Genomic DNA, 25695 nt, shown 5'->3' on the forward strand with positions numbered 1-25695 from the left:
CTCAGGTCTGCGGGACCGCTCTCGCACGCCTGTGGATCCGTCGACGGCCCGGCGACCGTGTGTCTCGTCACCCCACATCACGGCTCAGAGGACGAACCACACGGTCCAGCCCGGGCCGAACCCACCCCCCGCACCGACCGTGTCGCTAGTCCCGCAATACCCACCGCTCGCAGGACGAACCACACGGTCCAGCCCAACCCGAACCCACCCCCGCACCGACCGTGCCCCTAGTCCCGCGAAACCGACCGCCCACAGGACGAACCACACAGTCCGGCCCAGGGCAGGACCATCCCCGGCACCGACCGTGCCCCTAGTCCCGCGAAACCCACCGCCCACAGGACGAACCACACAGTCCAGCCCAACCCGAACCCACCCCCGCACCGACCGTGCCCCTAGTCCCGCGAAACCGACCGCCCACAGGACGAACCACACGGTCCAGCCCAAGCCGAGCGTCGAAGCAGCTTGTGGAGCATCGGCTACCTCTCCGGCAACCGAACTTCCACGGAGCCCGGGCGGCCAGAGCGCCCGACCAGGCGATGGGTCGTGTTCGGGGTCGCGCCGACGCGACTCATCGCCTGGTCACGGCGCGACGCGCGACTCATCGCCTGGTCGAGCGCAGCGCTGGATCCGACGACCGCACGGTGTAGCCCCACCCAGGACGAACCACACGGTCGGGCCCCACCCAGGACAAACCACACGGTCGAGCCCCACCCAGGACAAACCACACGGTCGAGCCCCACCCAGGACAAACCACACGGTCGAGCCCCACCCAGGACAAACCACACGGTCGAGCCCCACCCAGGACAAACCACACGGTCGAGCCCCACCCAGGACAAACCACACGGTCGAGCCCTACCCAGGACAAACCACACGGTCGAGCCCCACCCAGCACGAACGACACGGTCGGCGCGGGAAACCGGACGGGCAGCCTTGAGTGGCCGACCGCCCGACGGCGGAGGCGAAGCCGTCAAGCCGCAGCGGAGCTCGCGAGGAACGAGCGAGCGTGAGCGAGGCGAGCCGCCGCCGTCGGGCGGTCGGCCACGCTGGGCCGCCCTGGGCCGCCCTGGGCCGCCGGGCCGCCGTCGGGCGGTCGGCCACGCTGGGCCGCCCTGGGCCGCCGGGCCGCCGGGTCGGCGGGCCGCCGATGTCCGGTCGTGGCCGGTTGTGCGCGGATCCGTGAGGCGCGTGGGAGGATGGCGCCGTGACCGACACCCCCCTGCTCGCCGATCAGCGGCGGGCGCGCATCCTCGCCGAGGTGGCGCGCACCGGGGGCGTCCGGGTCGCGGACCTGGTCGAGGCGCTCGGCGTGTCGGAGATGACCGTGCGTCGGGACATCACGGCGCTCGACCGCGACGGACTCCTCACCCGTGTGCACGGCGGCGCGGTCGACCGCGAGGGCAGCGCGAGCGAGCCGGCGTTCGCCGAGAAGCTCGCGCGCAGCGCCCCGGCCAAGGCCGCGATCGCCGCGCGCGCTGCCGCGCTCGTCGAGCCCGGCGCCGCCGTCGCCATCTCGGGCGGCACGACGACGATGGCGCTCGCCAGCGCCGTGGCCGGCCTCGAGCACGCCGCCTCGTTGACGATCCTCACGAACTCCCTGCCCGCGGCGGACGTGCTGCACGCCGCCCCGCGCCGGCCGACGGTCATCCTCACCGGAGGAGAGCGGACGCCGTCGGACGCGCTCGTCGGTCCCGCTGCCGTCCGGACCTGCGCGGACTTCCACGTGGACGTCCTGTTCCTCGGCGTCAGCGGGATGGACGGGCGGGCCGGCCTCACGACGCCGAACCTCGCCGAGGCCGAGACGCTCGCCGCCCTGATCGGGTGCGCGCAACGCGTCGTCGTGCTGGCCGACTCGGCCAAGTGGGGAGTGGTCGGACTGCGGACGCTCGCCCGGTGGGACGCCGTCGACATCCTCGTCACCGACCCCGACCTTCCGCCGGACGCCCGCGAGGCGCTCGGCGAGACCACCGAGATCCTGGAGGCCACCCCGTGACTGCCGCCGTACGCAGGACAGCGACCCGCCTGGCGGACGGTCGCGACCTCTTCTACTTCGACGACTCCGAGCCGTACGTGTCGGGCGCCGAGACGCGTGAGCTCCACGACCCGCGCCCCCTCCCCGACCGGTTCGACGGCGCCACGGCGCCGACCATGCGGTACGACCAGCTGACCGGGGAGTGGATCCCCATGGCGACGCACCGGATGAACCGGACGTTCCTGCCGCCTGCGGGCAGCGACCCCCTGGCGCCGGCGCGCCCGGGCTCCGACTACACCGACGGCGAGATCCCCGCCACGGACTACGACGTCGTCGTCTTCGAGAACCGTTTCCCGTCGCTGCTCGCCGTCCCCGGGGAGCCGACGGTCACGACGGCGCTGGACGGCGAGGACATCTGGCCCGTGCGAGCCGCGGACGGGCGGTGCGAGGTCATCTGCTTCACGCCCGACGCGTCGGCGCGCCTCGCCGACGTCGGGCACCGCCGCATGCGCACGATCATCGAGGCGTGGGCGGACCGGACGGCGGAGCTCGGCGCGCGCGACGCCGTCGAGCAGGTCTTCTGCTTCGAGAACCGCGGCGAGGCGATCGGCGTCACGCTGCGGCACCCGCACGGGCAGATCTACGCGTACCCGTACCTCACGGCGCGCACGTCGGCGATGCTGCGTCAGGCGCACGCCTACCGCGAGCGCACCGGGGGCGACCTGCTCGTCGACCTCATGACGGCGGAGGAGCGGTCCGGGCGGCGGGTCGTGGCGCGCACGGAGCACTGGGTCGCCTACGTTCCCGCGGCCGCCCGCTGGCCGGTGGAGGTGCACCTCGCGCCGCGCGACACCACGCGGCCGATCCCTGACCTGCCCGCGCTGACCGACGCCGAGCGCGCGGACCTCGCGATCGTCTACCTCGAGATCCTGCAGCGTCTCGACCGGTACTTCGTGTCGCCGGACGGCTCCCCGATCGAGCTGCCCTACATCGCCGCCTGGCACCAGGCGCCTGTGCGTGAGGGCCGCGAGGAGCTGCGGCTGTTCGCGCAGCTGTTCTCGATCCAGCGCGCGAGCGACAAGCTGAAGTTCCTCGCGGGCTCCGAGTCCGGCATGGGTGCCTGGATCTCCGACACGACGCCCGAGAAGATCGCCGACCGACTGAACGAGGTGGCATGAGCAGCACGTCCGGACCCGAGTGGCTCACTGCGTGGAGCGACGACGACGGCGCGGCGCGCGTCGCGTCGTCGTTCGCCTCGGTCGTGGGGGGCGCCGCCGAGGGCGTGTGGTCGGCGCCCGGCCGGGTCAACCTCATCGGGGAGCACACCGACTACAACGGCGGCCTGTGCCTGCCGATCGCGATCGAGCACCGCACGTTCGTGGCGCTGCGCCGCCGGGACGACGGCGTGGTCCGGCTCGCGTCGGCGCAGCGTGACGGCGTGTGGGAGGTCGCGCTCGACGGCGTCGCGCCGGGCACCGTGCACGGCTGGGGAGCGTACGTCGCGGGCGTCGCGTGGGCGCTCGCGGGTGACGGCCACGACGTGCCCGGGTTCGACGCCGTCGTCGACTCGTGCGTGCCGTTCGGCGCGGGGCTCTCGTCGTCAGCCGCCCTCGAGAGCGCGTTCGCCGTCGCCCTCGACGACCTGCTCGGGCTCGGGCTCGCCGCCGACGACGCCGGTCGCGCCCGGCTCGCTGCCGCCTGCGTGCGCGCCGAGAACGAGATCGCCGGCGCGCCCACCGGAGGGATGGACCAGGCGGCGTCGCTCCGCTCCCGCGCCCGCCACGCGCTGCTGCTCGACTGCCTGGACCTGTCCGTGACGCACGTGCCGTACGACGCGTCGTCGGCCGGCCTGGAGCTGCTCGTCGTCGACACCCGCGCCCCGCACTCCCACGTGGACGGCGAGTACGCGGAGCGCCGGGACGCGACGCACGCGGCCGCGCTGGCGCTCGGCGTCCCGACCCTGCGGGAGTGGCTCGACGCGGACCGGAGCGTGGACGACGCCGTCGCGGCGCTCCCGGATGCCGTCTCCCGGCGTCGCGTGCGGCACGTGCTCACCGAGATCGGGCGGACGCGCGACTTCGTGACGGCGCTGACCGGCGGCGACTGGGAGCGGGCCGGCCGACTCATGGATGCCTCCCACGCCTCGCTGCGCGACGACTACGAGGTCACGGTCCCGGAGCTCGACACGGCAGTCGAGACGGCACGCTCCGAGGGCGCCGTCGGTGCGCGGATGACGGGCGGCGGGTTCGGCGGCTCCGCCATCGCGCTCGTCCCCGCCGGCACTGCCGGAGCCGTGGCGACGTCGGTCGCGGCGGAGTTCGCGCGGCACGGTTTCGCGCCTCCGGCGTTCCTCACGTCGGACGCGGCGGCGCCGGCGGCGCGGGTGACGCCCGTCTGACCCGACGTGCCGGGAGAAGCACCCGAAATACGCCCACGGGATGACCCGCGCTCTGCCACGATGGCCCTACGGTTACTCCGCAACCACCAGCGGACCACGTCCATCGATCAGGGGGCACCATGTCTCGTCGCCGCGCCAGCACCCTCCTCGCACTCGTCGCCGTCGGCACGTTGACGGCCTGCTCGTCCGGTGGGCCGGGCGGCGGAGGCGGTGGTGACCTCACCTACGAGGACTCGCCACTGGCCGAGATCTTCGCGCAGATCGACGACACGGCCGAGCAGTCCCAGGAGGACGCCCAGGCCGAGATGGACGAGCAGAACCGGCAGGTCGAGCAGCTCGTGTCCGCCTGCATGGCGGACGAGGGCTTCGAGTACATCCCGGTGGACAACTCCGGCACCGTCGTCTTCTCGGACGAGACGGACATCGAGGACATGAACACCGAGGAGTACGTGGCCGAGCACGGCTACGGCTTCACGACGTACGAGGAGCAAGAGGCGCCCGCCGAGGACGAGTACGTCGATCCGAACGCCGACTACGTCGCGGCGATGTCCGAGACGGAGCAGGCGGCGTACTACGAGGCGCTCTGGGGACCCGCCACCACGGAGGAGTACGACGAGGACGAGGAGATCCCGGAGTACGACTGGACGCAGGGCGGCTGCTACGGCGCCGCCCAGCACGAGGTGTACGAGGGCGAGGACTCCGACAACTACTGGTCGGACCCACAGTTCGAGGAGCTGTTCGAGGAGATGAACGGCCTGTGGGAGGACGCGATGTCCGACCCGCGGATCGCCGAGCTGGACGCCGAGTGGGCCTCGTGCATGGCCGACGCCGGGTACGCGGACTTCGCGACATCCCAGGAGGCCCAGGACAGCATCATGAACGCGCAGAACGCCCTGTGGGAGTCCGGCGAGGAGCCGGACGACGAGGCGATGGCCGAGCTGCGCCAGCAGGAGATCGACACGGCACTCGCGGACTTCCGCTGCAAGCAGGACGTCGACTACGAGCAGACCCAGCTCGAGATCCAGTTCGAGCTCGAGCGGGAGTTCGTCGAGGAGCACCAGACGGAGCTCGACGCGCTCGTCGCCGCGCACGGGCAGGACCAGTGAGCCGGTGGCCATGGCGCCGCACGGACGGTGCCGACTCCCCGGAGGGCACCTCCTCCGTCGACGTGCTCGACCCTTCCGCTGAGCCGGATCCGGCCGGCCCGGCGGACGAGGGGCTCGAGGGTGTGCGCGCACCCCGGCCGAACCGCACGATCTGGGTCGTGGCAGCGGTCGCCGTCGTCAGCCTGGGTGCCGGCCTCGCGCTGAGCCGGTTCGTCATCTCGCCCGCCCAGGCCGCTGCCGACGCCGAGCCGCCGGAGGCCGGCCTCATCACGGTGCCGGTCGAGCAGCGGGAGCTGTCCAGCGACGTGACGATCCGCGGTGACGCGCTGTACGACGACCCGGTCGACGTGCGGCTGGAGACGGGTGAGCTCGGCGGTCCCGCCGTGGTCACGGGGCAGGTGCCCGAGGTCGGCGCGGAGATCGGGGCGGGCGGGATCCTGCTCGAGGTGACGGGACGTCCCGTGATCGTCCTGCCGGGCGAGCTTCCGGTGTACCGGTCGCTGCGCGTCGGCACGTCCGGTCCGGACGTCCTGCAGCTCAAGGCCGCGCTCGTGGCGCTCGGGATCGACCCGGGCAACGCTGACTCCGACGTGTTCGACGGCGCGACGGCGTCGGCTGTCGACGCGCTGTACGCGCGGGCCGGCTACCCCTCGCCCGAGCCGGAGGAGGGCGCTCGCGAGAACGTACGAGCGGCCGAGGAGTCGCTGCGCTCCGCGCAGGACGCGCTCGCCCAGGCGCAGGCCGACCTCGACCGCGCCGCGAGCGGCCCGTCCGACGCCGTCCGGGTCGAGCAGGACAACCTCGTCCGCGCCGCCGAACGGCAGCTGGCCGACGCCCGGGCCGGGGTGGGCGAGCTGAGCGTCGCCGAGGCGGAGGACGCGCTCCGCCTCGCGCAGGTCCAGCGGGACGAGGCGCTCGCGCCGGCCGACACCTCCGCCGAGGCCGCCGGCCGCGACGCCGCCGCCCGCGGCGTCGAGGATGCGCGCACCGCGCTCGCCGACGCGGCTGAGGCGACGCTCACCCACCTGCCCGCGTCCGAGGTCGTCTACGTCGGCACGCTCCCCCGCCGGGTCGACTCCGTCGCCGTGCAGCGCGGCAGCACCGTGGAAGGATCCGTCCTCACGATCTCGGGCGCCTCGCTCGAGATCGTGGCGTCCGCCTCCGTGGCGGACGCCGAGCTGCTCGCCGTCGACATGCCGGCCGTCCTCACGCTCGGCGACACCGAGGTCGCGGCGCACATCACGAACATCGGCCGCCCGTCGGCCGGCTCCGAGGGCGACGGCGAGGGGGACGGCGAGGGCGAGGGCGAAGGAGACGACGGTGGTGGTGGCGGCGACGGCGCCCGGGTCGACGTCACGCTCGTGCCGGACGAGCTCACCGAGGAGCAGCGCGCCCAGCTCGTGGGGACGAACGTGCGGGTCCGCGTCCCCGTCAGCTCCACGGGCGGCGAGGTGCTCGCCGTGCCTGTCGCCGCGCTCACCGCGGGGCCGGGAGGAGAGTCTCGCGTGGAGGTCGACCGCGGCGACGGCGAGACCGAGCTCGTCGTCGTCGAGACGGGTCTGTCCGCCGAGGGGTTCGTGGAGATCACCTCGTCCGAGGAGCCGCTCGAGGCGGGTGACCTGGTCGTGGTGGGCGAGTGAGCATCCTCGACCTCACCAGCGCCGGCGAGGGCCCGGAGCCGACCACCGGTGAGGGCACGGACGGCGCAGCCGCCGAGCAGCACCCCGTCGTCGAGCTGCGCGGCGTCTCGCGATCGTTCCCGGGCGACCCGCCGGTGGTCGCCTTGCATCCGACGTCGCTGCGCGTCGCGGCCGGGGACTACGTCTCGATCGTCGGCCCGTCTGGCTCGGGGAAGTCGACGCTCCTCAACGTCCTGGGCCTGCTCGACCGACCGTCGACCGGCGAGTACCTGCTCGACGGCGAGGCGACCCGCGCTGCCGGCGAGCGACGACGGACGGCGCTGCGCGGGGGGCGCATCGGGTTCGTGTTCCAGGCGTTCCACCTCCTGCCGCACCGGACGGTGCTCGAGAACGTCGTCCTGGCCACGATGTACTCCGGCGTCCCGCGCGCCGAACGGCTGCCCCGCGCTGTCGCCGCCCTGCGCCGGGTGCGGCTGGAGCACCGGCTCGACTTCCGCCCCACGACCCTCTCCGGCGGGGAGCGCCAGCGGGTCGCCGTCGCCCGCGCCGTCGTCACCAATCCCCACCTCCTGCTCGCCGACGAGCCGACCGGGAACCTCGACTCCTCGACGTCCGGCGAGGTCCTCGACCTGTTCGACGAGCTCCACGCCGACGGGCTGACCCTGCTGGTGATCACGCACGACGACGCCGTCGCCGCCCGGGCGCAGCGTCAGGTGCGGATCACCGACGGCGTCGTGACGGAAGTCGCGTGAGCACGCCGTCGGCCAAGCCCGACCGCCGGGGCCACTTCGGGGTGCGCGACCTCATGACGGAGGCGACGCACGGGATCGGCGCTCGCCCCGGGCGGCTCTTCCTCACGATCCTCGGGACCGTGCTCGGCATCTGCGCGCTCGTCGTGACGATGGGGATGGCGCAGACGGGCGCCGGCCAGATCGCCCGCCAGTTCGACGCCGTCGCCGCGACGCAGGTCGTGGTGGAGCCCGCCTCGACCACGACCATGGGCGGCGAGCAGCGGGCCCGCGCGCAGCTGCCCTGGGACTCCCCCGAGCGCGTCGCGCGCCTCGCCGGCGTCGAGGCGGCGGCCCTCCTGGCGGACGTGGACACGGGCGGGGCGCAGGTCACCGCCGTGCCGGTCACGGACCCGACGGCGCCGCGCGTCGCCTCTCCCCCCGTCGTGGCGGCGTCGGCCGACCTGCTCCCCGCGGTGCGGGGCAATCTCGGCACGGGGCGGTTCTTCGACGCCGGACACGACGCGCGCGCCGATCGCGTCGTCGTCCTCGGGGCGGCGGCCGCGGAGCGGCTCGGCGTCAACCGGGTGGACTCGCAGCCGTCGATCTTCATCGGCTCGCGTTCCTACACGGTCATCGGGATCCTCGAGGACGTCGCCCGCCGGCGTGACCTCGTCGACGCGGTGATCCTCCCGCTCGGCACGGCGCGCGCGGACTTCGGCCTCACCGCGCCGAAGGAGCTCCAGATCCGGATCACCGTCGGAGCGGGGTCGGTGGTCGCGCGGCAGGCGCCGATCGCGCTCGCGCCGAACACACCCGAGAACATCGAGGTCCAGGCGCCGGCGTCGGGCGGAGGGCTGCAGGAGAACGTGCAGGCCGACGTCAACGCGATCTTCCTCGCGCTCGGCGGCTTGGCGCTCCTCGTCGGCGGGCTCGGCATCGCGAACGTCACGCTGCTGTCGGTGATGGAGCGCGTCGGTGAGATCGGGCTGCGGCGGGCGCTGGGCGCCACGCGTCGGCAGATCGCCGCGCAGTTCATCGTCGAGTCGGTGGTGATCGGGCTGCTCGGCGGCCTCATCGGCGCCGCGCTGGGCGTGTTCGCCGTCGTCGGCGTGAGCGCCCTGCAGAGGTGGACGCCGATCCTCGACCTGCGGATGGCGCTCGGCTCGGCGCTCCTCGGCGGGCTCATCGGCCTGGTCGCCGGCGCCTATCCGGCGATCAAGGCGGCGTCGCTCGAACCGGTGGCGGCGCTCCGGGGTGGCCTGTAGGGCGGTCGGAGGGCTCAGGGGACGGTCACGAGCCACGGGCCGCCCACGGCGGTGACGTCCGTGCGGTCACCCTCCGGCCCCTCGGTCCCGGCGGGCTCGGTGAAGAAGAAGTGCGAGATCGCGTACACCTCGTACTCGCCGGGCGGCAGCGGTTCGCCGAGGCCCGTCTCAGGGTCCTGCCCCATGGTCGCGCAGTCGTGCAGCGGCATCCACGCCCCGAGCTCCAGCTCCGCCCGGGGGGTCATCGTCGCGTCGATGCCGACGTCGTCGGAGGCGCCTGGGACGCCGACGACGATCCCGTCGCGCACCACGACGAGCCAGGGGTGGCCGGTCCAACCGACCAGCTCCGCTCCGGAGTCGTTGCGCACCGTGACCGGGAACTCCAGGCCCTCGCCCGGCGGGTCGGCGTCCGGGTCGAACGGCACAGCGTCGCCGAGGTCGGCGGGCGCGGTGACGCGGAGACCGAGCTCGTACCCGTCGGTCGTGGCCTCGACGCCCGCCGGCCACTGCGATCCGCAGGCGCCGAGGTTCTCGAGGGGATCGGCGGTGCCCACGCGGAGACCCGCGGGCGCCGAGAGGACCACGGACGGCGCGGGGTCCTCCACGTTGCCCGGGCGGGCGGCGACAGCGGCGACGAGCTCGTACTCGCCCGTCGGCACAGCCCCGGCGAGGCTCTCGCCGTCGCACCCCCAGAGCTGGTACGCCCCGTCGATCCACACGTCCGCCTCGGGCGTCACCGACGTCGTCTCGAGCTGACCCACGGTGTCCGGGACCGCCACGCCCACGACCAGACCGTCGTCGTCGACGAGCCAGATCGCGGCATACGACCCGTCCGCATCAGGCACGAGCTCGTAGGAGTCGACGCCGCTCGCGGCGTAGGAGACGCCGACGCCGACGGCGAGGTCGTCCCCGCTCTCGACCGTCGCGTTGGCGCCGGCGCCCACCGCAACCGGACCGTCCTCACCGAGGACCTCGGCGCCGTCGAACGCCTCACCCGCGGCAGTCTCGACCGGCCGCCCGCACGCCGTGCCGGACGCGGGCGTGGCCCCGTCGCGCCACAGCTGGACGGCGGGCGGCACGAGGAGCGCGGCGGCCGCGACCACTGCGACACCCGCCACGGCCGGCACGGTGCGGCGCACGACCCGACGTCGTCGGGCACGCCTGAGGACCTCGCCGACGGGCGCGTCCCCCGCCGCCCGGGCGGCGGCGTCGGCGAGCCCGTCCAGGCGCCTGCTCAGCTCGTTCATGGGACCCTCCCCGACGACGGGCGATCGGGATCGAGCCGACCCGCGTCGTCGACGGCGGTGCCGCCAGGGCCCAGGACCCCTTCGAGCCGCCGGACTCCCTGACTCAGGTACCGCTTCACCGCGCCCTCGCTGACGCCCAGCTGTTCGGCGATCTGCCGGACCGTGAGGTCGGAGTAGTAGCGCAGGACGACGCAGGCGCGCTCACGTCGGGGAAGCGTGCTCAGCGCGCCGCGGACGTCGAGCTGGGCCGCCGTGAGCTCGACGTCCCCGCCGTGCTCCTGGGTGACGACGAGGTGCCGGACGTCGAGCCATCGCCGTCGTCGGCGGTACCCGTCCACGTACAGGCGCAGGATCGACCGCCGGACGTACGGCTCGGCGTCGTGGACGTCGGCGCCGCGGCCGAGCCGCACGTACGTGCGCATCAGTGACTCCTGCACGAGCTCCTCCGCCTCCGCGAGAGACCCGCACAGCAGGTACGCGTACCCGACCAGCGCTCGCCGCCGCTCGCTCACGAGCACGGTCAGCACCTCGTCGGGCGTCATGGGTCTCCTCGCCGGTCGACCCGTGGCCGGGTCCGTCCACCCGTGTCGACGAACACGTCGGGCAGAACGTTGTCCGGGGCGGTTCAGGGAGGGAGCTGGGAGCCCGCCCCGCGGGAGGACGCCTCAGCTCGCGCGCGGGAGACGTCGGCGTGCATCGCGAAGAACAGGGAGAGCGGCTCGCCGTCGACGTCGTCGTCGCGGTCCGCGTACTCCTGGAACAGGGAGTTGAGACGTCGCCGCAGCTCGTCCCGGTGCTCCGGCGTGAGACGGACGCCGAGGCGGGTCATCATCGCGGCCTCGCCTCCGGCGAGCGCGAACTCGTCGAGGAAGGTCTGCACCATCGTGCGGGTGGTCCCCGGGGCGGACGGGGACCGCCACGACTTCCCGGTCGAGAGGTACGGCCGCTCACGCGACCCGCGGGCCCCTCGCCGGACCGGCAGCGACTCCAGGAACCCGCGCTCCACGAGGAGCCGGACGTGGTGCAGCAGCGTCGCGGGTGGCACGCCCAGGGCGTCGGCCATCTGCTGGTTGGTCAGGGGCGTGTCCTTGACGAGCCGGATGATGCGCAACCGGAGCGTCGAGGCGAGCGCCTTCGCGTCGGCGTCGCGCTCGTCCGCAAGGGCCTCCTCCGACACTGGCTCGGCACTCTTCTCCGCGCTCACACGCCGATCGTAGCCCGGATCGCGCGACTGATTGAGATTTCCCTACCAGTGGCGCTACGCTCCGTGACGTGAGCGCAGAACCCGTCCCTCCGCCGTCGTCCACCGAGGACGCGCCGCCCCGCCGATCGCTCCTGCACCACCGGGACTTCCGCCAGCTCTGGGCCGGGGATGCGCTGGGGCAGCTCGGCGCCCAGCTGACGGGACTCGCGATGCCGGTGCTGGCGGTCCAGGTGCTGGGTGCGAGCGAGTGGGAGATGGGCCTGCTCAACGCGGCCACGATGGCGGCGTTCCTCGTCATCGGCCTGCCGGCCGGCGCCTGGGTCGACCGCATGCGCAAGCGGCGCGTGCTCATCGTGGCCGACCTCGTCCGGGCCGTCGTCCTCGCCGGCGTCGTGGCAGCGGCCCTGACCGGCGTCGCCTCGATGCCGCTGCTCTACGTGGCCGCGCTCGCGATCAGCGCCGCCACCGTGTTCTTCGACGTCTCGCACCAGAGCTACGTGCCCGGCCTCGTGGGGCTCGACCACGTCGTCGAGGGGAACTCGAAGCTGCAGTCGACGGCATCGGTCGCGATGGTGGCCGGCCCGGCGCTCGGCGGCCAGCTGCTCCGCATCGTCAGCGCCCCGTTCCTCATCGGCATCAACGCCGTGCTGTACGCGTTCTCGGCCTTCTACGTCGCCCGGATCCGTCACGTCGAGGAGCTGCCGGCCCGGGAGAGCCGGCGGCCGCTCGTCGTCGAGATCCGGGAGGGGCTCGCGTTCGTGGGGCGCCAGCCGCTGCTGCGACGGATGGTGGCGTGCACGTCCATCGGGAACCTGTTCGGCAGCATCGGCGGAGCACTCGAGGCCATCTACATCTTGCGACTCCTCGGGATCTCCGAGGCGACGTTCGGCACGATCCTGTCCGCCGGCGCGATCGGCGGGCTGCTCGGCGCTGTGTCGGCGGAGCGCATCGCGCGCTGGGTCGGCGAGGCGCGCGTCATCCCGGTCACGGCGATCGGCTGGGCGGCACCGCTCGCCCTCGTGCCGCTCGCCTCCGTGCTCCCGATCCCGCGGGCCGTCACGCTCGTGGCCGCGCTCGGACTGACGTCGTTCCTGGTCGTCGTGTACAACGTCGCCACGGTGAGCTTCCGGCAGCGGCTGTGTCCCCCGGCGCTGCTCGGCCGCATGAACGCGTCAGTTCGCTTCATCGTGTGGGGCAGCGCGCCGCTCGGCGGCCTGCTCGGCGGGTGGCTCGGCACGTCGCTCGGCGTCGTGCCCGCGCTGTGGATCGGCGTCGCGGGCGCGCTCATCGCCGCCGTCCCGGTCCTGCCGCTGCTGCGGATGACCGAGCTGCCGACGCCGGAAGGGCCGCCGGCAGCACCGCCGCCCGTCGCTCCAGAGGCTCCGGTCGCCTGACGCCTATCGGACCCTGCCGAGGATCGCGAGCACGCGCGTCGACCGGTCGGCGTCCGTCGGAGCCTCGACCCCCGGCTTGCAGATCCCCTCGTCGTAGAGGTGCTCGCCGAAGCCGGCGACCGACGCCTCGATGGTGTCGAGCTCGGCGTCGGTGAACGGCAGGTCCCGGCCCGAGGCGCGGCCGACGTCCCACCGGTGGACCATGAGGTCGAACCCGTAGAACCGCAGGAAGCTCGCTCCGATCGTCGTCGGCCCGAAGAAGCCCTCGTACTCGGCGTCGGCGACGCCCGGATCGGCCAGGAGCTCTCCGACCAGCGAGGCGTGGTCGCGCCACGCCGCGCCGGGGCCGGTGGCGACGTCGGGAGCCGGCGGGAGCGGGACTCCACGTTCGGCGAGGAAGTCCCGCTCCGTCGTGATGAGGTGCGCGATGACGTCGGCGGCGCTCCAGCCCTCGCAGGGGGACGGCGCCGACCAGTCGTCGACCTCGTCGGCGACACGCTGGACCCGGTCGGCGAGCTCGGCGAACGCGGCGGACGGGTCGGTGGGGGTGGTCTGATCTGTCATGGCACGACCGTAGGCCGGTGGGGCAGGCTGGCGATTGATGAAACCCGACAGCCCGCTCGACGACGTCGGTCGCGCCCACCTGGTCGATCCGGACGACCACTCGTTCACGATCGCGCGACGAACACCCGCCAGGGACCTCACCGACCTCGCGCGGCGGTTCTGGATCCCGGTCTGGTCGGTGCCGGCCGGCCTCGAGGCCCCGCAGCACGTGCTGCAGTACCCGGTCTGCCTCATCGTCGTCGCCGCCCACTACGCGCGGTTCTACGGCGTCGCCAGCGGGCTCTCGACGACGACGCTCGTCGGGTCGGGCTGGGGCGTGGGGCTCATGCTGCAGCCTGCCGCCGGGCACCTGCTGACGGGCCGCCCCGTCAGCGATCTCACGGATCGCTTCGAGGACCTGGGCGACGCCGTGCCGGGCGGGGAGTCGCTGACGCGTGCCGTCCGCGCGGCGATGGCACCCGCCCCGCACGACCCCGCTGCGCAGGAGACGGCCGCTCACGCCGTCGAGGACCTCGTCCGCACCCACCTGCCCGTCGACGCGGAGGGTCTGCTCGTCAACCGGGTCGTCGCGCGGGCCGAGGGGGACCCGGGCATCACCCGCGTGGCGCACCTGTGCGAGGCCTACGACCTCTCCGAACGGTCGCTGCAACGACTCACGCGCCGCCGCGTGGGCCTCACGCCCAAGTGGCTCATCCAGCGGCGTCGTCTCCAGGAGGCGTCGGAGCAGCTGCGCGACCCCGAGCTGTCCGCCACGGCGATCGCGGCCGACCTGGGCTACGCCGACCAGGCGCACTTCACCCGGGACTTCCGCCGGGTCACGGGCCTCACGCCAGGCGCGTTCGCCGCCCGGTTCCGTGCTCGCGGGTAGTCAGCCCGCGGCGAGCACGTCGGCCAGGCTGGGCAGCCCGGCATCCTTCGCGGACAACCGCTCCCGGTCAGCGGGGTCGACGGCGATCGGCCACGCGATCCCCAGAGCCGGATCGAGCGGGTGCACCGCCCTGCCGGGCATCCCGGGCACCCACTCGGCGTCGAAGCAGTACAGGTACTGCGTGCCGTCCGCGAGCGCCTGGAAGCCGTTGCACACGCCGGGCGGCACGAGCACCTGGACGCCGAGCGTCAGCGGGACGGTGACGACGGCGCCGGCCGTCGCCGAGCCCGGCCGCGCGTCGACGTAGGCGCCGAACGCCTGACCCGCGACGACGGAGACGAGCTTCGTCATCTGCTCCCCGTGCAGGCCGCGGATCGCTCCACGTGACGTCTCGGTGAGGTTGAGCTGCTGCCACGCGCCTCCGTGCAGCCCTGCCTCGGCCATCGCGCTCGCGCGGAAGAACTCGCGGATCGTGCCGCGCTCGTCGTGGATCTCCTTGACGTGGAGCACGTGGAGCCCGTCGATCGCCGTGGGCTCGTGGCGACGGTCGACGATGCGCGGTGACGGCACGATGACGCTCCTTCGTGGGATCCGGTTCGTCCGCATCGTAGTGACGCCCCGGGTCGGGTTTCCCCCCGCACCGCCGCACCAGCAGGATGGAGGCATGACGCTCGACGACGCGCCCACACCCTCGCCCGCCGCTCCCGAGATCGACGGCCCGTGGGTCCGACCCTCCGCCGCGGAACCCGCCGAACCGCGCTGGGGCCACGCCGACGGCCTGCAGATCGGGCTGCACCCGCTGCGTGGTCCGCGTGGCCTGCTGCGCGTGTACGCCCCGTACCTCGGGCACGCGCGGGACCGGGTCGTGAACTTCGTGGCCGTGGAGCCGATCCCCGCCGGCGAGACCCGGCGCGGCTACTCCGAGCTCGAGCCGAGCGAGCTCGACGGTGTCGCCGGGAAGCGGTTCTGGAGCTGCGACGACGCCGACCAGGCCGCGTCCGGTGAGCCGCTGCGCCCTGACGCGCCCGCCCGCGGCGTCGTCGAGACGCGTGACGGCGTCGCACGCCTCAGCGTCTACGTCGGCGTGGAGCCTTTCGCCAACGGCTCGCGCGTGCACCTGCGGCTGACGTTCCGGGCCGACGCCCCGCACGAGGTGACGATCGCGACGTATGCGGCGCCGTCGTCGGCCCCGCTGGACTCCTGCATCGTGACGGCGACCATGGGGAACTACGCGCGGCTGCGGCGGCTGGAGCTCGCGGACCGGGTCGTCACGCCGGCCGAGCTGTGGCCCGACCTCGAGGGGGCCGGGTTCGCACCGCACGCGCGCTTCCCGCTCGGCGAGCTGAGGCGCGACGCGAACGGCGACGTCGTCGTCGATGCCACGCCCGACGAGGCGGACCCGAGCTCCGCGACGTACGCGGCCGCCGTCGCCGAGCACTGGAAGTACACGGGCGCCCTGGCGCGCCAGACGTGGCGGGCCGACGACCCGGACCCGGGGCTCCAGGCGTACGTCAACGGGCGGCGCGCCTACTGGGCGTCGACGGCCCCGATCCCCGGCGGGACGGCGTACGAGAACGTCGAGCTGGTCGAGCCGTTCCGGCAGGGCCGGGAGTTCACGTTCGCGGTCGAGCCGCTGGCCTGACTAGGAGGACGTTGCCAGCCACACCGGCGACGGCACCGACACCCGACCGCTCGGGCCTACGACGAGGTCGTCGTCACGCAGCGCGACGTAGGGCTTGTCGTCCTGCAGCAGCACGTGCTGGGGCCAGGCGCCGCCGACGTCGGTCTCCGAGTCCCATGACAGGCAGGCCGCGCCGTCCGCGACATCGAGCACGCCGAGAGTGCCGGCGCCGCGATTGGCGACGTACACCCGCCCGGTGCTCGCCACCACGATCTCGCCCGGATGGGTGAGCCGCTCGCCACCGTCGCGCGCCGCGCTGAGGTCGGTGCCGCTCGCAGGCACAGCGCTCCAGCCCGCCTCACCCGCCAGCACGTCGGCAAGCGGAGCGGCCAGGACCTCATTGGACAGCTCGGCGCTGGCCACCACCACCTCGTCGTAGATCGCGAGGTGCCGCGGACCGGACCCGGGCGGAGTAGCGCAGGAACCGGCCTGCTCGAGCGTGCCGTCCCGCCAGCGGAGCCGGAGCAGCCGGTCGCGGCCGAGGTCGGAGACCAGTACGTTCTCGTCGTCCACCACCAGCGCGAAGTGGGGATGCGGGGCCTCCTGCCGGTCGACCACCACGCCGGCTCCCGGCCCGTCGAGCGCGATGTGCTGCACGACCCGCGGACCTCCGGCGAGCGCGACCACCAGCACGGAACCCTCCAGGTGGTAGTTCACGACCACCAGGTGCTCGCCGTCCGGCAGCAGGGCCGCATGGCAGGGCTCACCGCCCCCGGTCGCGATCTCCGCGACGACGGCGTACGCGTCGCCTGTGCGCTCGAGGAGCCGGAGGTGACCCTCCTCCTCGCCGCCGAGGGTGACGACCCGACCGTCCGCCAGCGGCAGTGCGAACGCCGTGTCCGGCGCGACAGCGACCTGGCGCGCAGGTGCGTCACCGCCGTCCCAGCGCCACAGCCCGCCCGTCGGTGTGCGCGACGCAATCAGCATGCTCACCCCTGCGCCATGATGTCGTCGGCCAGCAGGGCGTTTCCTGCCAGGAGGCCGCCGTCGACCACGAGGGTCGTGCCGGTGATCCAGGACGCTTCGGCAGAGCACAGGAACAGCGCCGCGTGCGCGACGTCGTCCGGCTGGCCCAGGCGACCGAGCGGGTACCACTTCGTCGCCGCGTCGAGCACGTGCGGATCACGCTCCAACCGGTCGTCCCAGATCGGCGTCACGATCGTGGCCGGAGCGATCGCGTTGGCGCGCAAGCCCTGGGGACCGTAGGTGACCGCGAGCGACCGCGTGAGCGCCATCAGGCCAGCCTTCGACACCGAGTAGCTCTCGTTGCCGAAGTGGGTCAGACCGTTCACGCTGACGATGTTCAGGACGTTGCCGCGCGCCCGCAGCAGGTCCGGCAGCGCCTCCTGGACCAGCCGGTACGGCCCGCTCAGGTCGACCGCCAGGTCCCTCTCCCACTCGTGGTCGGGGATCCTGTCGAACGGCGTGTCCGAGCACGTCGCGGCGTTGTTGACGACGATGTCCAGCCTCCCCCACCGCTCGCGCACGAGATCCAGGGCCTCCCGGATCGCCGCTCGACTGCTGACGTCGACCCCGACCGCGAGTGCGTCGGGGAGCCGCTGCGCCATCGCCGTCGCACCGGCCTCGTCGACGTCGAGCAGCGCGACCCGCGCCCCCTCGGTGGCGAACCGTTCGGCGAGGTGGGCACCGATGCCCGATGCGGCGCCGGTGATGAGCACCACCTGCTCGGCGAAACGTTCTCTGCTCATCGGTGCACGCCCTCCACGTCGGCTGCTGGCTTCCATTGGTCAGTACGGCCGACGATCCGCTGCAGTCTCTGCATCAGTCGCACCGTCTCCTCCTTCGTGATCGGGTCCAGCCCGGCCATCCCGGGGCCGAACCGACGGGCTGAGGTGAACACCCCCTGCTCAACCAGCAGATGCTTCTCGACGGCGATGTAGCGGTCGAGAGCGGAGACGTGCGAGAGCAGCGCCGCCACCCCGGCACCTACCTCGTCCGCGCGCACCAGGTCGCCTGCCCGCAGTGCTCTCCACATCGCAACGATCGCCCATGCGACGTCGGATCCGGGCATGGTGCCGACCGCGCCACGACGCGCGCTCTCCACCAGCGCGAGCCCCCCGCTGCCTTCGAACACCCGGGCGCGGCCCCCGCTGGTCTCGATCAGCTCGCTGACGCGCGGTCCCAGCGGGATCGCCTCGGGCTTGAACTGCGCCTTGTCGGGCCCGAACTCGTCCAGCAGCCGGAGCATGAGCCGCATCGACAGCGGCCGCCCGACGTAGCCTGAAGCGTCCTGCACGACGACGGGCAACGCGCCGCTCGCCTCGGCGATCGCCACGAAGTGCGACTCCAGCGACGCGGGATCGGCGAGGCTCGTGATGGGAGCGTTCGCCATCACGGCGGTCGCGCCGATGCGCGCAGCGTGGGTGGCAAGCCTGGTCGCGCCCGGGGTCGACTCCGCGCTCACGGCGATCACCGTGGCGCCGCGCCCGCCGACCTCCGACACGACGAGCTCGGCGAACCGCTCCCGCTCGGCGAGATCGAGGCGCAAGATCTCCGACACCATGCCGATGACGACGCCGTCGCACCCGAGCTCGAGCAGCCAGTCGATCTCGCGGCGCAAGGCGAGCGAGTCGATCTGCCACTCCTCGTCCAGTGGCAGGCTGAGAACCGGCAGCACTCCACCCAGAGGTCGATTCTGCCGGTCAGCACGGTCTGTCACTTCGCGGTGCCTTCCCAGAGCTGACGCGCCTGCGCGAGCTCGGCGATCGCCGCGAGGTGGACGTCGAGGTGAGCGGGCAGCAGCGGCAGCCAGGTCGAGTGCAGGAAGCCGAGCACCTTGTCATGGGTGAGCCGCTCCTTGGCGAAGCGCACCGTGGCGAGCAGGTTCTCCTCCTCGTAGAAGGTGCTCGCGGTCGGAATCTGGTCGAAGCCGCGCTCGTCGAGGTCGAGGTAGGTCAGGTAGGCGGTGTTCTCGGCATGGTCGACCACCTTCGGCCGGCCGCTCTCGTCACCGGTGAAGACGTTGTTGTAGTACCAGTTCGACTGCACGACGTCCGTGCTCATCCGGTCGAAGTACTCGCCCGCCTTGCGCCATGCGGCGTCCGCCCACATCCAGGGCCGCGCGCCGGTGGCTCGCACCTTGTCCGCGATGAGCTCCAGGTCGTGCCACCACAGCTCGCCCTGGCGGATCACCACCAGGTCGAGCAGCGCCTGGTGCTCGTAGGTCTCCTCGTCCATGCCGATGTGGAAGAGGTCGGGCGTGCCGAAGATGTCCGCGACCTCCTCGATCAGGTCGCCCACGACCTCGTAGTACGTGCGGCTCGAGACCATGCGCGAGTACTCGCCCATCCAGACGTCGTGCCCGGCTCCGAAGTTCAGCTTGGGCTGCGGCTCGATGCCCAGCTCACGAAGGCGAGCCAGCTCCTCGCGCAGCCTGCTGACCGACCAGGCCCCAGGCGTCGCGATCTCCGGGTGGGAGTCGTAGACGACACCGTCGGCAGGCGCGATCACCAGGGAGTTCAGACCCGCGGCCGCGGTGGCGTCCACGACGGCGTTCCAGACGCCGTCGTCGATCCGGGCGTACGGCTTCCAGCGGAAGTAGTCGGCCGGAGCGTTGCGGGCCGCGAGCGCGTCCTCGTGAACGTCTTCGCGATCGAGGTTCAGGTTATAGCCGAGGTGGATGAGGTTCGACCAGAGCATGCAACTGCCCTTCGGGACGGGAGGCGAGCGGCGCAACCGCCGTCGCGTCGTGTGAATGTGTCGCTGAAGTTTCAGTGGTTGACATAGCCTTCCACACAGCGCCAGACTCTGGCAACCGGTGGTCGGCGCGGCGAGGATGCGCCCGGCCCGCACCCCAGCGAGGAGAGCTCATGCCATCCCACCGTCCGATTGCTGCCGTCTCAGCCGCCGCGGCCGCCGCCGCACTGGTCCTGGCTGGCTGCTCCTCGTCGTCCGGCGACGACGACACCTTGTCGGTCTGGCTCCCGCCGTTCGCAGCCGAGGATGCCGGGGTCAGTGACCTCGAGCTGTGGAACGAGATCATCACGCCGTTCGAGGAGGAGCACGACGTCGACGTCGACGTCACCATCGTCCCCTGGGAGAACTTCGAGGAGCGTTTCCTCACGGGCTTCTCGAGCGGCGACGGCCCCGACATCGGCTACATGTACGCCGAGATGATCGGCGACTACATCTCGCGCGGTCAGCTCGCGACGTTCACGGTCTCCGACGAGCAGCGGGAGACGTTCTACTTCACCGACATGGGCCAGTACGGCGACGGGCAGTACGGCCTCCCGATGGTCGTCGGTGGCGCCCGTGTCCTGTTCTACAACAAGGCGATCCTCGACGAGGTCGGCGTCGAGCCACCCCAGACCTGGGAGGACCTGGTCAGCGTCTCGAGCGCGGTGCAGGCCGCCGGGTACGACCCGCTGCTCATGGCGTGGGGCGAGCCTGGAGTCGGCGTGCTCGCCCAGAACTACGTCAACTTCCTGTGGCAGGCGGGCGGCGATCTGATCGACGAGGACGGAACCGCTGCCACGTTCAACTCGCCGGAAGGCCTCGAGGCCGCGCAGTTCCTCTACGACCTGCGCTTCACGAACGGCATCCTCCCCGAGAGCACCACGGCGCTGAACGGCGCCGATCTCAACGCCCAGTTCGCCGCGGGGGACGCAGCCTTCGCGTTCGGTGCAGACGGCGAAGCCACGACGTACGAGGAAGCGGGCATCGACGTCGGAGCCGTAGTCCTGGAGAACGCCGAGCGGTACACGTTCGTCGCCACGGACGTGCTCGTGATGGCCGAGTCCTCGCCCAACAAGGACCTGGCGGAGCAGCTGGCATGGTTCCTGCTGTCCGGTCCGTCGATGGACCAGTTCGGCACGATCACCTCCTATCCGCCGATCTCCACGGAGCAGACCACCGAGGCGCACCCGCTCTTCGCCGACCTGTACTCCGCCGATGCTGACGTGCTGCGCGAGTACCCGGTGGTCCCGAACTCGGCGACGCTGTACACGAGCCTGTACGAGAATCTGCAGCAGATGCTGCTGGGCAGCAAGACTCCCGAGCAGGCGTTGGCCGACGCCGAGGTCGCGGCGAACGAGTCGCTGGCCCGCAACGAGCAGTGACAGCGGACACCGCTGTGGGCTCGCCCCAGCGCTCCACGCGAACGTCTGGGGGCCGGTCCGTGCCGGCCCCCAGGCGGCACCGATGGTCCGGCCTCGCGTACGTGCTGCCGTCGCTGCTGATCCTGCTCGTGACGGCGCTCGTACCGGTGGTCATGACCGTCGGTTACAGCTTCACCGACTACTCGATCCTCGAGGACGGCGAGTTCGTCGGGTTCGACAACTACAGCCGGATGTTCTCCGATCCCGTCTTCCTCAGCGCGTTGCGGGTCACGATCGTGTTCACGCTGATCTCCGTGCCGTTGCAGACCATCGGCGCGCTCGTCCTGGCAGAGGCACTCGCCAAGCGGTTCCGGAACCGGTTCGGCCAGGTCACCCGCTCCGTGCTGTTCATCCCGTCGATCGCCTCGATGGTGGTGGCGGGAACCGTGTGGCGGATGCTGCTCGGCGACACGGGACTGATCAACGAGATGCTGCGCTGGGTCGGGTTCGAGGGCTCGAACTTCCTCGGTCGTCCGACGTCCGCGCTGATCGCCGTCTCGCTCATCGCGGTGTGGGCCAACGTCGGTTATTTCGTCGTCATCTACTACGCGGGCATCCTCGAGGTGCCGGCGTCGGTGTACGAGGCGTCCGCTCTCGACGGCGCCGGCGGGTTCCGCCAGTTCGTCCACATCACGATGCCGAGCGTGTCCGCCTCCACCGTCGTCGTGGTCGTCCTCGGGACCATCTGGTCGTTCCAGACCTTCGATCTCATCTACGTCATGACGGGGGGCGGCCCCGGCGGCGCCACCTCGACCCTGGTGTTTGCCATCTACCGGTTCGGGTTCCAGAACTTCCAGATGGGGTACGCCAGCGCGGTGGCCGTCGTCCTGCTCGTCGGCGTGCTCGCGATCAGCGTCGTCCAGAACCGCCTGCTGACGAGGAAGGCCTGACCCATGCTCCGACGCCTCTCGAGCGCCGCCCTCACCCTGGTGCTGGTGTCGATGGCGGTGGCCGCGGCGCTCCCGTTCCTGTTGATGGCGCTGACATCGCTGCGCACCACCCGGACCTTCACTCTCTCCTTCGACTTCGCTGCGTACCACCTGGAGAACTACGCGTCGTTGTTCAGCACGCACGAGTTCTTCCAGCGGTTGGTCACCACGATCGTGGTCGTGCTGATCGCCTGCGTCCTCAATGTCGGAACCGCGACGTTGGCGGCGTTCGGGTTCGCCAAGAAGCCGTTCCCCGGCTCGACGGCACTGTTCTGGGGCATCATCGCCTCGATGATGGTGCCCATCCAAGCGACCTTGATCCCGCTCTACACGATCATGCGCGACCTCGGTCTGCTCAACACCTACATCGGGCTGGCCCTCCCTCTCGTGGGCGGCTTCGGCGTCTTCCTGATGAAGCAGTTCGCCACGGGGATCCCGGACGAGCTCATCGACGCCGCACGCATCGACGGGGCACCCGACCGCACGGTGTTCCTGCGGATCGCGGTGCCTCTGATGCAGCCGGCGATCATCGCGCTGCTGATCTTCACCTTCCTGGCGGCGTGGAACGACTTCCTGTGGCCGCTGGTGTCGATCACGAAGCCCGACATGGCGACCATCACCTACGCGATCGCCACGCTGAGTGGCCGGTCATCGACCAACTACGGCTTGCTCACCGCGGCCGCGACGATCTCGTTCCTCGGACCGTTCCTCGCCTACGTGCTCTTCCAGCGCCGGTTCGTGGAGGGCATCGCGCTGTCGGGGTCGAAGGCATGACGGCGACCCTGCTGCTGTCGGGCGGGATCGTCGTCGCTGGTCCCGACTCCGTTCCCGGCCGCAGCGACCTGCTCGTGCGCGACGGCGTCGTGGTGGAGATCGGCCCGGCGCTCGACGCTCCCGGCGCCCATCGCGTCGACTGCACCGGCCGGGTGGTGATGCCGGGGTTCGTGGACGCGCACTCTCACGCGGACGGCGTCGCACACACCGAGGACGTCCAGCTGGCCAACCTGCGCCAGGGCGTGACGACGGTGATCACCGGTCAGGACGGCGTCGGTCAGGCGCCGGGAGACGGCACCTACGCCGACTCCTACTTCGGAGCGCTCAACGGCGCCAACCCGAGGTACCGGGGCGATGGTATCGCCGGTCTGCTCGCTAGCTACGACGGCTCCGGCTCGCTCAACGTCGGCTATCTCGTCCCGGCCGGGACGGTGAGGCACGAGGTGCTCGGCCTGGAGCGGCGGAGCCCGACCGCTCACGAGCTGCAGCGCATGATCGAGCTGGTCGAGCTCGGGATGCGCCAGGGCGCGCTCGGCCTCTCGACCGGGCTGGACTACGTCCCCGGCATCTTCGCCGACGCCGTCGAGCTGGCCGCGCTCTGCGGCCCGGTGGCACGGCATGACGGCGTGCATGTCTCGCACATGCGTGGCGGGTACGAGCAGGCGGCACCGCTCGGGATCGCGGAGCTGCGCACGATCGCCGACCTCAGCGGGGTCCGGACCCATGTCTCGCACTTTCACGGTCCGGCCCAACTGATCCGTTCGCTCATGGCGGCGTTCGCGGCGGCGTCGGAGGTCACGTTCGACGCCTACCCCTACCGGCGCGGTTGCACGCTGCTGGCGATGCCCCTGGTGCCGCCGGAGCTGCTCGAGCGCGGCCCCGACGCGGTCGCGGAGCACCTGCGCGATCCCGAGCTGCGCGCAGCCCTGGTGAGCAGCTACGGACCCGTGATCGCGGAGCGACCCGACATGGCGACAACCTGGGCGGAGCGGACCACCCTCGTGCACGTGGCGGACGCGAAGCACGCCTGGGTAGCCGGCCTGACGCTGGCCGACGCCGCCGTCCGGTTGGGGCGGCACCCGCTCGACCTCGCTTACGACCTGCTCGGTCGCAGCGCCCTCCAGGTGAGCGCGGTGATCGCGACTCCGGTACAACGCGACGTCGACGAGCTCGCGTCGATCTTCACCGACCCGCGCCACGCCGCCGGGTCCGACGGCATCTACGTGGGTGCGCACCCGCACCCGCGCGGCTGGGGCACGTTCGCACGGTTTCTGGGCAGGTACACCCGCGATCGGGGCGACTACGACCTCCCGACCGCGGCCGCTCACCTGTCCACCACTGCGGCGCGCGCCTTCAGGCTCGGGCGTCGCGGTCGGATCGCGCCCGGCTGGGTCGCCGATCTCGCCGTCATCGACCTCGCACGGGTGCAGGACGCGGCCGACTACGGTAACCCCAGGCAGGCGGCCCTCGGGATCGACGACGTCGTGGTGGCCGGGGCACACGTGCTCGCTGACGGTCGCCTCACGGGGATCCCGGCTGGGCGTGGTGTCCGACGAGAGCGACGCGAAGCGAGGACAAGATGACTGACGCGCAGCCAGACGCACCAGCCCTCAGCGCCCAGAACACCGGCTTCCAGGGCATCGACCGGATGGTCGCGATCGTCGACGGCGTTCGCGAGGCCCAGCCGGCGACACTCGCCCAGGTCGCTCGTGCCTCCGGCCTGAGCGAGCCGACGGCGCTGCGGTATCTCCACGCTCTGCGGGACCACCGCATCGTGCGCCGCGACCCTGAGACCGGGGCCTACACCCTCGGAATGCGCCTCTACGAGTGGGGCGAGTCGGCCGAGGGCGCCTACGACCCGATCCAGGCGGCGGGGCCGTTGCTGGAGCGACTGGTCGACGAGCACGGCGAGACCGTCGAGCTCGCCGGCCTCGAGTCTGGCGGTCGGCTCATCGTGCTCGATGCGCGACCCGGCACGCACGGCATCAGCAAGACCGCGCGCGTCGGCGACGACGAGGAGTGGCACGCCACATCTGTCGGCAAGGCGTTGCTTGCCGCCATGCCGATCGCCCAGTCCGACGCGCTGATCCGCGGTGTGCGGTTGCGTCGGTTCACCGAGAACTCGCTCACGAGCGTCGCCAACCTGCAACGCGACCTCGAGCTCAGCCGGCAGCGCGGCTACTCGATCGACAACGAGGAGAGCGAGATCGGGCTGCGCTGCGTCGGCGTCGCCGCGCGCGACCGGAACGGCGACCCAGCGTTCGCGTTCTCCGTGAGCGGTCCGAGCTACCGCATGACCGACACGGCGATCCCCCAGATCGCGCAGTCGCTCGCCCGCGCGGCTGCCCAGCTCGAACGCGGCTGGGGTCTGACGCCCCGCGCTCCCGAACCGGCCGACGACCAACCCGTCCAGCACGACGCGAAGGAGCAACTATGAAGTCCGCCGTCACCGGCTCGACGCCCTCTGGCGCCTACTCCCCGGGCATCTTCGCCGAAGGTCGCTTCGTGTTCGTCTCCGGGCAGGGTCCGCTGCGGGACGGCGAGGTCGTCGGCGACACCATCGAGACCCAGACCCGCATCACGCTCGACAACGTCCGTGCCGTCCTGGAGGCCGCCGGCCTGTCGATGGCCGACGTCGTCCGGTGCGGTGTCTTCCTGGCGGACCTCGGCGACTTCGACCGGATGGATGCCGTGTACCGGGAGCACTTCCCCGACCCCTTGCCCGCGCGCACCACCGTCGGTGCCGGCTTGCTGGACATCCTGGTCGAGATCGACTGCATCGCGCTCGCTCCCGGTGAGGGCTGAGTC

At 72.2% G+C, this 25695-nt stretch carries 25 protein-coding genes; 16 read left to right on the forward strand and 9 right to left on the reverse strand.

What is annotated here, in order from left to right:
• Positions 1-1201: 1201 nt before the first annotated feature.
• The 7 genes from BCAV_RS14905 to BCAV_RS14935 all read left to right on the forward strand — a co-directional run bounded on the left by BCAV_RS14905 (position 1202) and on the right by BCAV_RS14935 (position 9109).
• Positions 1202-1990 carry a DeoR/GlpR family DNA-binding transcription regulator gene (locus tag BCAV_RS14905; protein ID WP_015883443.1) on the forward strand — a complete coding sequence of 263 codons (789 nt, stop codon included), beginning with the start codon at positions 1202-1204 and terminating at the stop codon, positions 1988-1990.
• The gene (gene galT / locus BCAV_RS14910; RefSeq protein WP_015883444.1) at positions 1987-3147 is read left to right on the forward strand and encodes a galactose-1-phosphate uridylyltransferase; all 1161 of its coding nucleotides are present in this window, start codon (positions 1987-1989) and stop codon (positions 3145-3147) included. Before BCAV_RS14905 ends, galT begins: the two co-directional genes overlap by 4 nt.
• Positions 3144-4367, forward strand: a complete 1224-nt coding sequence (gene galK / locus BCAV_RS14915; protein WP_015883445.1) for a galactokinase — start codon at positions 3144-3146, stop codon at positions 4365-4367. The genes galT and galK overlap by 4 nt, the downstream gene beginning before the upstream one ends.
• Positions 4368-4486: 119 nt before the next feature.
• Positions 4487-5473, forward strand: a complete 987-nt coding sequence (locus BCAV_RS14920; protein WP_015883446.1) for a hypothetical protein — start codon at positions 4487-4489, stop codon at positions 5471-5473.
• A complete protein-coding gene (locus BCAV_RS14925) occupies positions 5470-7113 on the forward strand; it encodes an RND family efflux transporter (RefSeq protein ID WP_015883447.1) in 1644 nt (547 codons plus the stop codon). The genes BCAV_RS14920 and BCAV_RS14925 overlap by 4 nt, the downstream gene beginning before the upstream one ends.
• Positions 7110-7865: an ABC transporter ATP-binding protein gene (locus BCAV_RS14930; RefSeq protein WP_015883448.1), complete on the forward strand. Its 756-nt coding sequence runs from the start codon at positions 7110-7112 to the stop codon at positions 7863-7865. Before BCAV_RS14925 ends, BCAV_RS14930 begins: the two co-directional genes overlap by 4 nt.
• Positions 7862-9109 carry an ABC transporter permease gene (locus BCAV_RS14935; protein WP_015883449.1) on the forward strand — a complete coding sequence of 416 codons (1248 nt, stop codon included), beginning with the start codon at positions 7862-7864 and terminating at the stop codon, positions 9107-9109. Before BCAV_RS14930 ends, BCAV_RS14935 begins: the two co-directional genes overlap by 4 nt.
• A 14-nt stretch (positions 9110-9123) precedes the next feature.
• Here BCAV_RS14935 and BCAV_RS14940 read toward each other — a convergent pair whose 3' ends face one another.
• The 3 genes from BCAV_RS14940 to BCAV_RS14950 form a co-directional block, all read right to left on the reverse strand.
• Positions 9124-10356, reverse strand: a complete 1233-nt coding sequence (locus BCAV_RS14940; protein ID WP_015883450.1) for a hypothetical protein — start codon at positions 10354-10356, stop codon at positions 9124-9126.
• Entirely contained in the window at positions 10353-10898 is a 546-nt protein-coding gene (locus BCAV_RS14945) for a sigma-70 family RNA polymerase sigma factor (protein WP_015883451.1), read from the reverse strand. Before BCAV_RS14945 ends, BCAV_RS14940 begins: the two co-directional genes overlap by 4 nt.
• An 83-nt stretch (positions 10899-10981) precedes the next feature.
• Positions 10982-11560, reverse strand: a complete 579-nt coding sequence (locus BCAV_RS14950; RefSeq protein WP_245528864.1) for an ArsR/SmtB family transcription factor — start codon at positions 11558-11560, stop codon at positions 10982-10984.
• A gap of 68 nt (positions 11561-11628) precedes the next feature.
• Here BCAV_RS14950 and BCAV_RS14955 point away from each other — a divergent pair, with 68 nt between their 5' ends.
• Positions 11629-12954, forward strand: a complete 1326-nt coding sequence (locus tag BCAV_RS14955; RefSeq protein WP_015883453.1) for an MFS transporter — start codon at positions 11629-11631, stop codon at positions 12952-12954.
• Between the two features lie 3 nt (positions 12955-12957).
• Here the strand turns inward: BCAV_RS14955 and BCAV_RS14960 are convergent, their stop codons facing one another.
• On the reverse strand, positions 12958-13518 hold the full coding sequence (locus BCAV_RS14960) for a TIGR03086 family metal-binding protein (protein WP_015883454.1): 561 nt from the start codon (positions 13516-13518) through the stop codon (positions 12958-12960).
• A 37-nt stretch (positions 13519-13555) separates the two neighbouring features.
• Between BCAV_RS14960 and BCAV_RS14965 the strand changes: the two genes are divergently transcribed.
• A complete protein-coding gene (locus BCAV_RS14965) occupies positions 13556-14386 on the forward strand; it encodes a helix-turn-helix domain-containing protein (protein WP_015883455.1) in 831 nt (276 codons plus the stop codon).
• On the opposite strand, the gene BCAV_RS14970 is transcribed toward BCAV_RS14965, so the two are convergent.
• Positions 14387-14956, reverse strand: a complete 570-nt coding sequence (locus tag BCAV_RS14970) for a dTDP-4-dehydrorhamnose 3,5-epimerase family protein (protein ID WP_015883456.1) — start codon at positions 14954-14956, stop codon at positions 14387-14389.
• Between the two features lie 94 nt (positions 14957-15050).
• Here BCAV_RS14970 and BCAV_RS14975 point away from each other — a divergent pair, with 94 nt between their 5' ends.
• Positions 15051-16028, forward strand: coding sequence for a hypothetical protein (locus BCAV_RS14975; protein ID WP_015883457.1), 978 nt, complete (start codon positions 15051-15053; stop codon positions 16026-16028).
• Here the strand turns inward: BCAV_RS14975 and BCAV_RS14980 are convergent, their stop codons facing one another.
• Genes BCAV_RS14980 through BCAV_RS14995 form a run of 4 tightly spaced genes read right to left on the reverse strand, consistent with a single transcriptional unit; the run spans position 16029 to position 19727 of the window.
• A complete protein-coding gene (locus BCAV_RS14980; protein WP_015883458.1) occupies positions 16029-16994 on the reverse strand; it encodes a lactonase family protein in 966 nt (321 codons plus the stop codon).
• A gap of 2 nt (positions 16995-16996) precedes the next feature.
• Complete coding sequence (locus BCAV_RS14985; protein ID WP_015883459.1) at positions 16997-17776, reverse strand: SDR family NAD(P)-dependent oxidoreductase; 780 nt, start codon at positions 17774-17776, stop codon at positions 16997-16999.
• Complete coding sequence (locus BCAV_RS14990) at positions 17773-18747, reverse strand: dihydrodipicolinate synthase family protein (protein WP_043347319.1); 975 nt, start codon at positions 18745-18747, stop codon at positions 17773-17775. The genes BCAV_RS14985 and BCAV_RS14990 overlap by 4 nt, the downstream gene beginning before the upstream one ends.
• Positions 18744-19727 carry a hypothetical protein gene (locus tag BCAV_RS14995; protein ID WP_015883461.1) on the reverse strand — a complete coding sequence of 328 codons (984 nt, stop codon included), beginning with the start codon at positions 19725-19727 and terminating at the stop codon, positions 18744-18746. Before BCAV_RS14995 ends, BCAV_RS14990 begins: the two co-directional genes overlap by 4 nt.
• A 170-nt stretch (positions 19728-19897) precedes the next feature.
• On the opposite strand from BCAV_RS14995, the gene BCAV_RS15000 reads away from it, so the two are divergent.
• The 6 genes from BCAV_RS15000 to BCAV_RS15025 are packed head-to-tail and all read left to right on the forward strand — an operon-like array spanning position 19898 to position 25692.
• Positions 19898-21145: an ABC transporter substrate-binding protein gene (locus tag BCAV_RS15000; protein ID WP_015883462.1), complete on the forward strand. Its 1248-nt coding sequence runs from the start codon at positions 19898-19900 to the stop codon at positions 21143-21145.
• 59 nt (positions 21146-21204) lie between these two features.
• Entirely contained in the window at positions 21205-22074 is an 870-nt protein-coding gene (locus tag BCAV_RS15005; RefSeq protein WP_015883463.1) for a carbohydrate ABC transporter permease, read from the forward strand.
• Between the two features lie 3 nt (positions 22075-22077).
• Entirely contained in the window at positions 22078-22887 is an 810-nt protein-coding gene (locus BCAV_RS15010) for a carbohydrate ABC transporter permease (protein WP_015883464.1), read from the forward strand.
• On the forward strand, positions 22884-24470 hold the full coding sequence (locus tag BCAV_RS15015; protein WP_015883465.1) for an N-acyl-D-amino-acid deacylase family protein: 1587 nt from the start codon (positions 22884-22886) through the stop codon (positions 24468-24470). The genes BCAV_RS15010 and BCAV_RS15015 overlap by 4 nt, the downstream gene beginning before the upstream one ends.
• A complete protein-coding gene (locus BCAV_RS15020) occupies positions 24467-25324 on the forward strand; it encodes an IclR family transcriptional regulator (protein ID WP_015883466.1) in 858 nt (285 codons plus the stop codon). Before BCAV_RS15015 ends, BCAV_RS15020 begins: the two co-directional genes overlap by 4 nt.
• Positions 25321-25692: a RidA family protein gene (locus BCAV_RS15025; RefSeq protein WP_015883467.1), complete on the forward strand. Its 372-nt coding sequence runs from the start codon at positions 25321-25323 to the stop codon at positions 25690-25692. The genes BCAV_RS15020 and BCAV_RS15025 overlap by 4 nt, the downstream gene beginning before the upstream one ends.
• Positions 25693-25695: the final 3 nt, after the last annotated feature.

It is taken from the genome of Beutenbergia cavernae DSM 12333 (assembly GCF_000023105.1).
Classification (GTDB): Bacteria; Actinomycetota; Actinomycetes; order Actinomycetales; family Beutenbergiaceae; genus Beutenbergia; species Beutenbergia cavernae.

Excerpts from the sequence above, each read along its gene's own strand:
- galK (WP_015883445.1), top strand. The coding sequence starts at position 3,144 with ATGAGCAGCACGTCCGGACCCGAGTGGCTCACTGCGTGGAGCGACGAC.
- BCAV_RS14920 (WP_015883446.1), top strand. The coding sequence starts at position 4,487 with ATGTCTCGTCGCCGCGCCAGCACCCTCCTCGCACTCGTCGCCGTCGGC.
- BCAV_RS14940 (WP_015883450.1), bottom strand. The coding sequence starts at position 10,356 with ATGAACGAGCTGAGCAGGCGCCTGGACGGGCTCGCCGACGCCGCCGCC.
- BCAV_RS14945 (WP_015883451.1), bottom strand. The coding sequence starts at position 10,898 with ATGACGCCCGACGAGGTGCTGACCGTGCTCGTGAGCGAGCGGCGGCGA.
- BCAV_RS14960 (WP_015883454.1), bottom strand. The coding sequence starts at position 13,518 with ATGACAGATCAGACCACCCCCACCGACCCGTCCGCCGCGTTCGCCGAG.
- BCAV_RS14965 (WP_015883455.1), top strand. The coding sequence starts at position 13,556 with ATGAAACCCGACAGCCCGCTCGACGACGTCGGTCGCGCCCACCTGGTC.
- BCAV_RS14975 (WP_015883457.1), top strand. The coding sequence starts at position 15,051 with ATGACGCTCGACGACGCGCCCACACCCTCGCCCGCCGCTCCCGAGATC.
- BCAV_RS14980 (WP_015883458.1), bottom strand. The coding sequence starts at position 16,994 with ATGCTGATTGCGTCGCGCACACCGACGGGCGGGCTGTGGCGCTGGGAC.
- BCAV_RS14985 (WP_015883459.1), bottom strand. The coding sequence starts at position 17,776 with ATGAGCAGAGAACGTTTCGCCGAGCAGGTGGTGCTCATCACCGGCGCC.
- BCAV_RS14995 (WP_015883461.1), bottom strand. The coding sequence starts at position 19,727 with ATGCTCTGGTCGAACCTCATCCACCTCGGCTATAACCTGAACCTCGAT.
- BCAV_RS15000 (WP_015883462.1), top strand. The coding sequence starts at position 19,898 with ATGCCATCCCACCGTCCGATTGCTGCCGTCTCAGCCGCCGCGGCCGCC.
- BCAV_RS15010 (WP_015883464.1), top strand. The coding sequence starts at position 22,078 with ATGCTCCGACGCCTCTCGAGCGCCGCCCTCACCCTGGTGCTGGTGTCG.
- BCAV_RS15015 (WP_015883465.1), top strand. The coding sequence starts at position 22,884 with ATGACGGCGACCCTGCTGCTGTCGGGCGGGATCGTCGTCGCTGGTCCC.
- BCAV_RS15020 (WP_015883466.1), top strand. The coding sequence starts at position 24,467 with ATGACTGACGCGCAGCCAGACGCACCAGCCCTCAGCGCCCAGAACACC.
- BCAV_RS15025 (WP_015883467.1), top strand. The coding sequence starts at position 25,321 with ATGAAGTCCGCCGTCACCGGCTCGACGCCCTCTGGCGCCTACTCCCCG.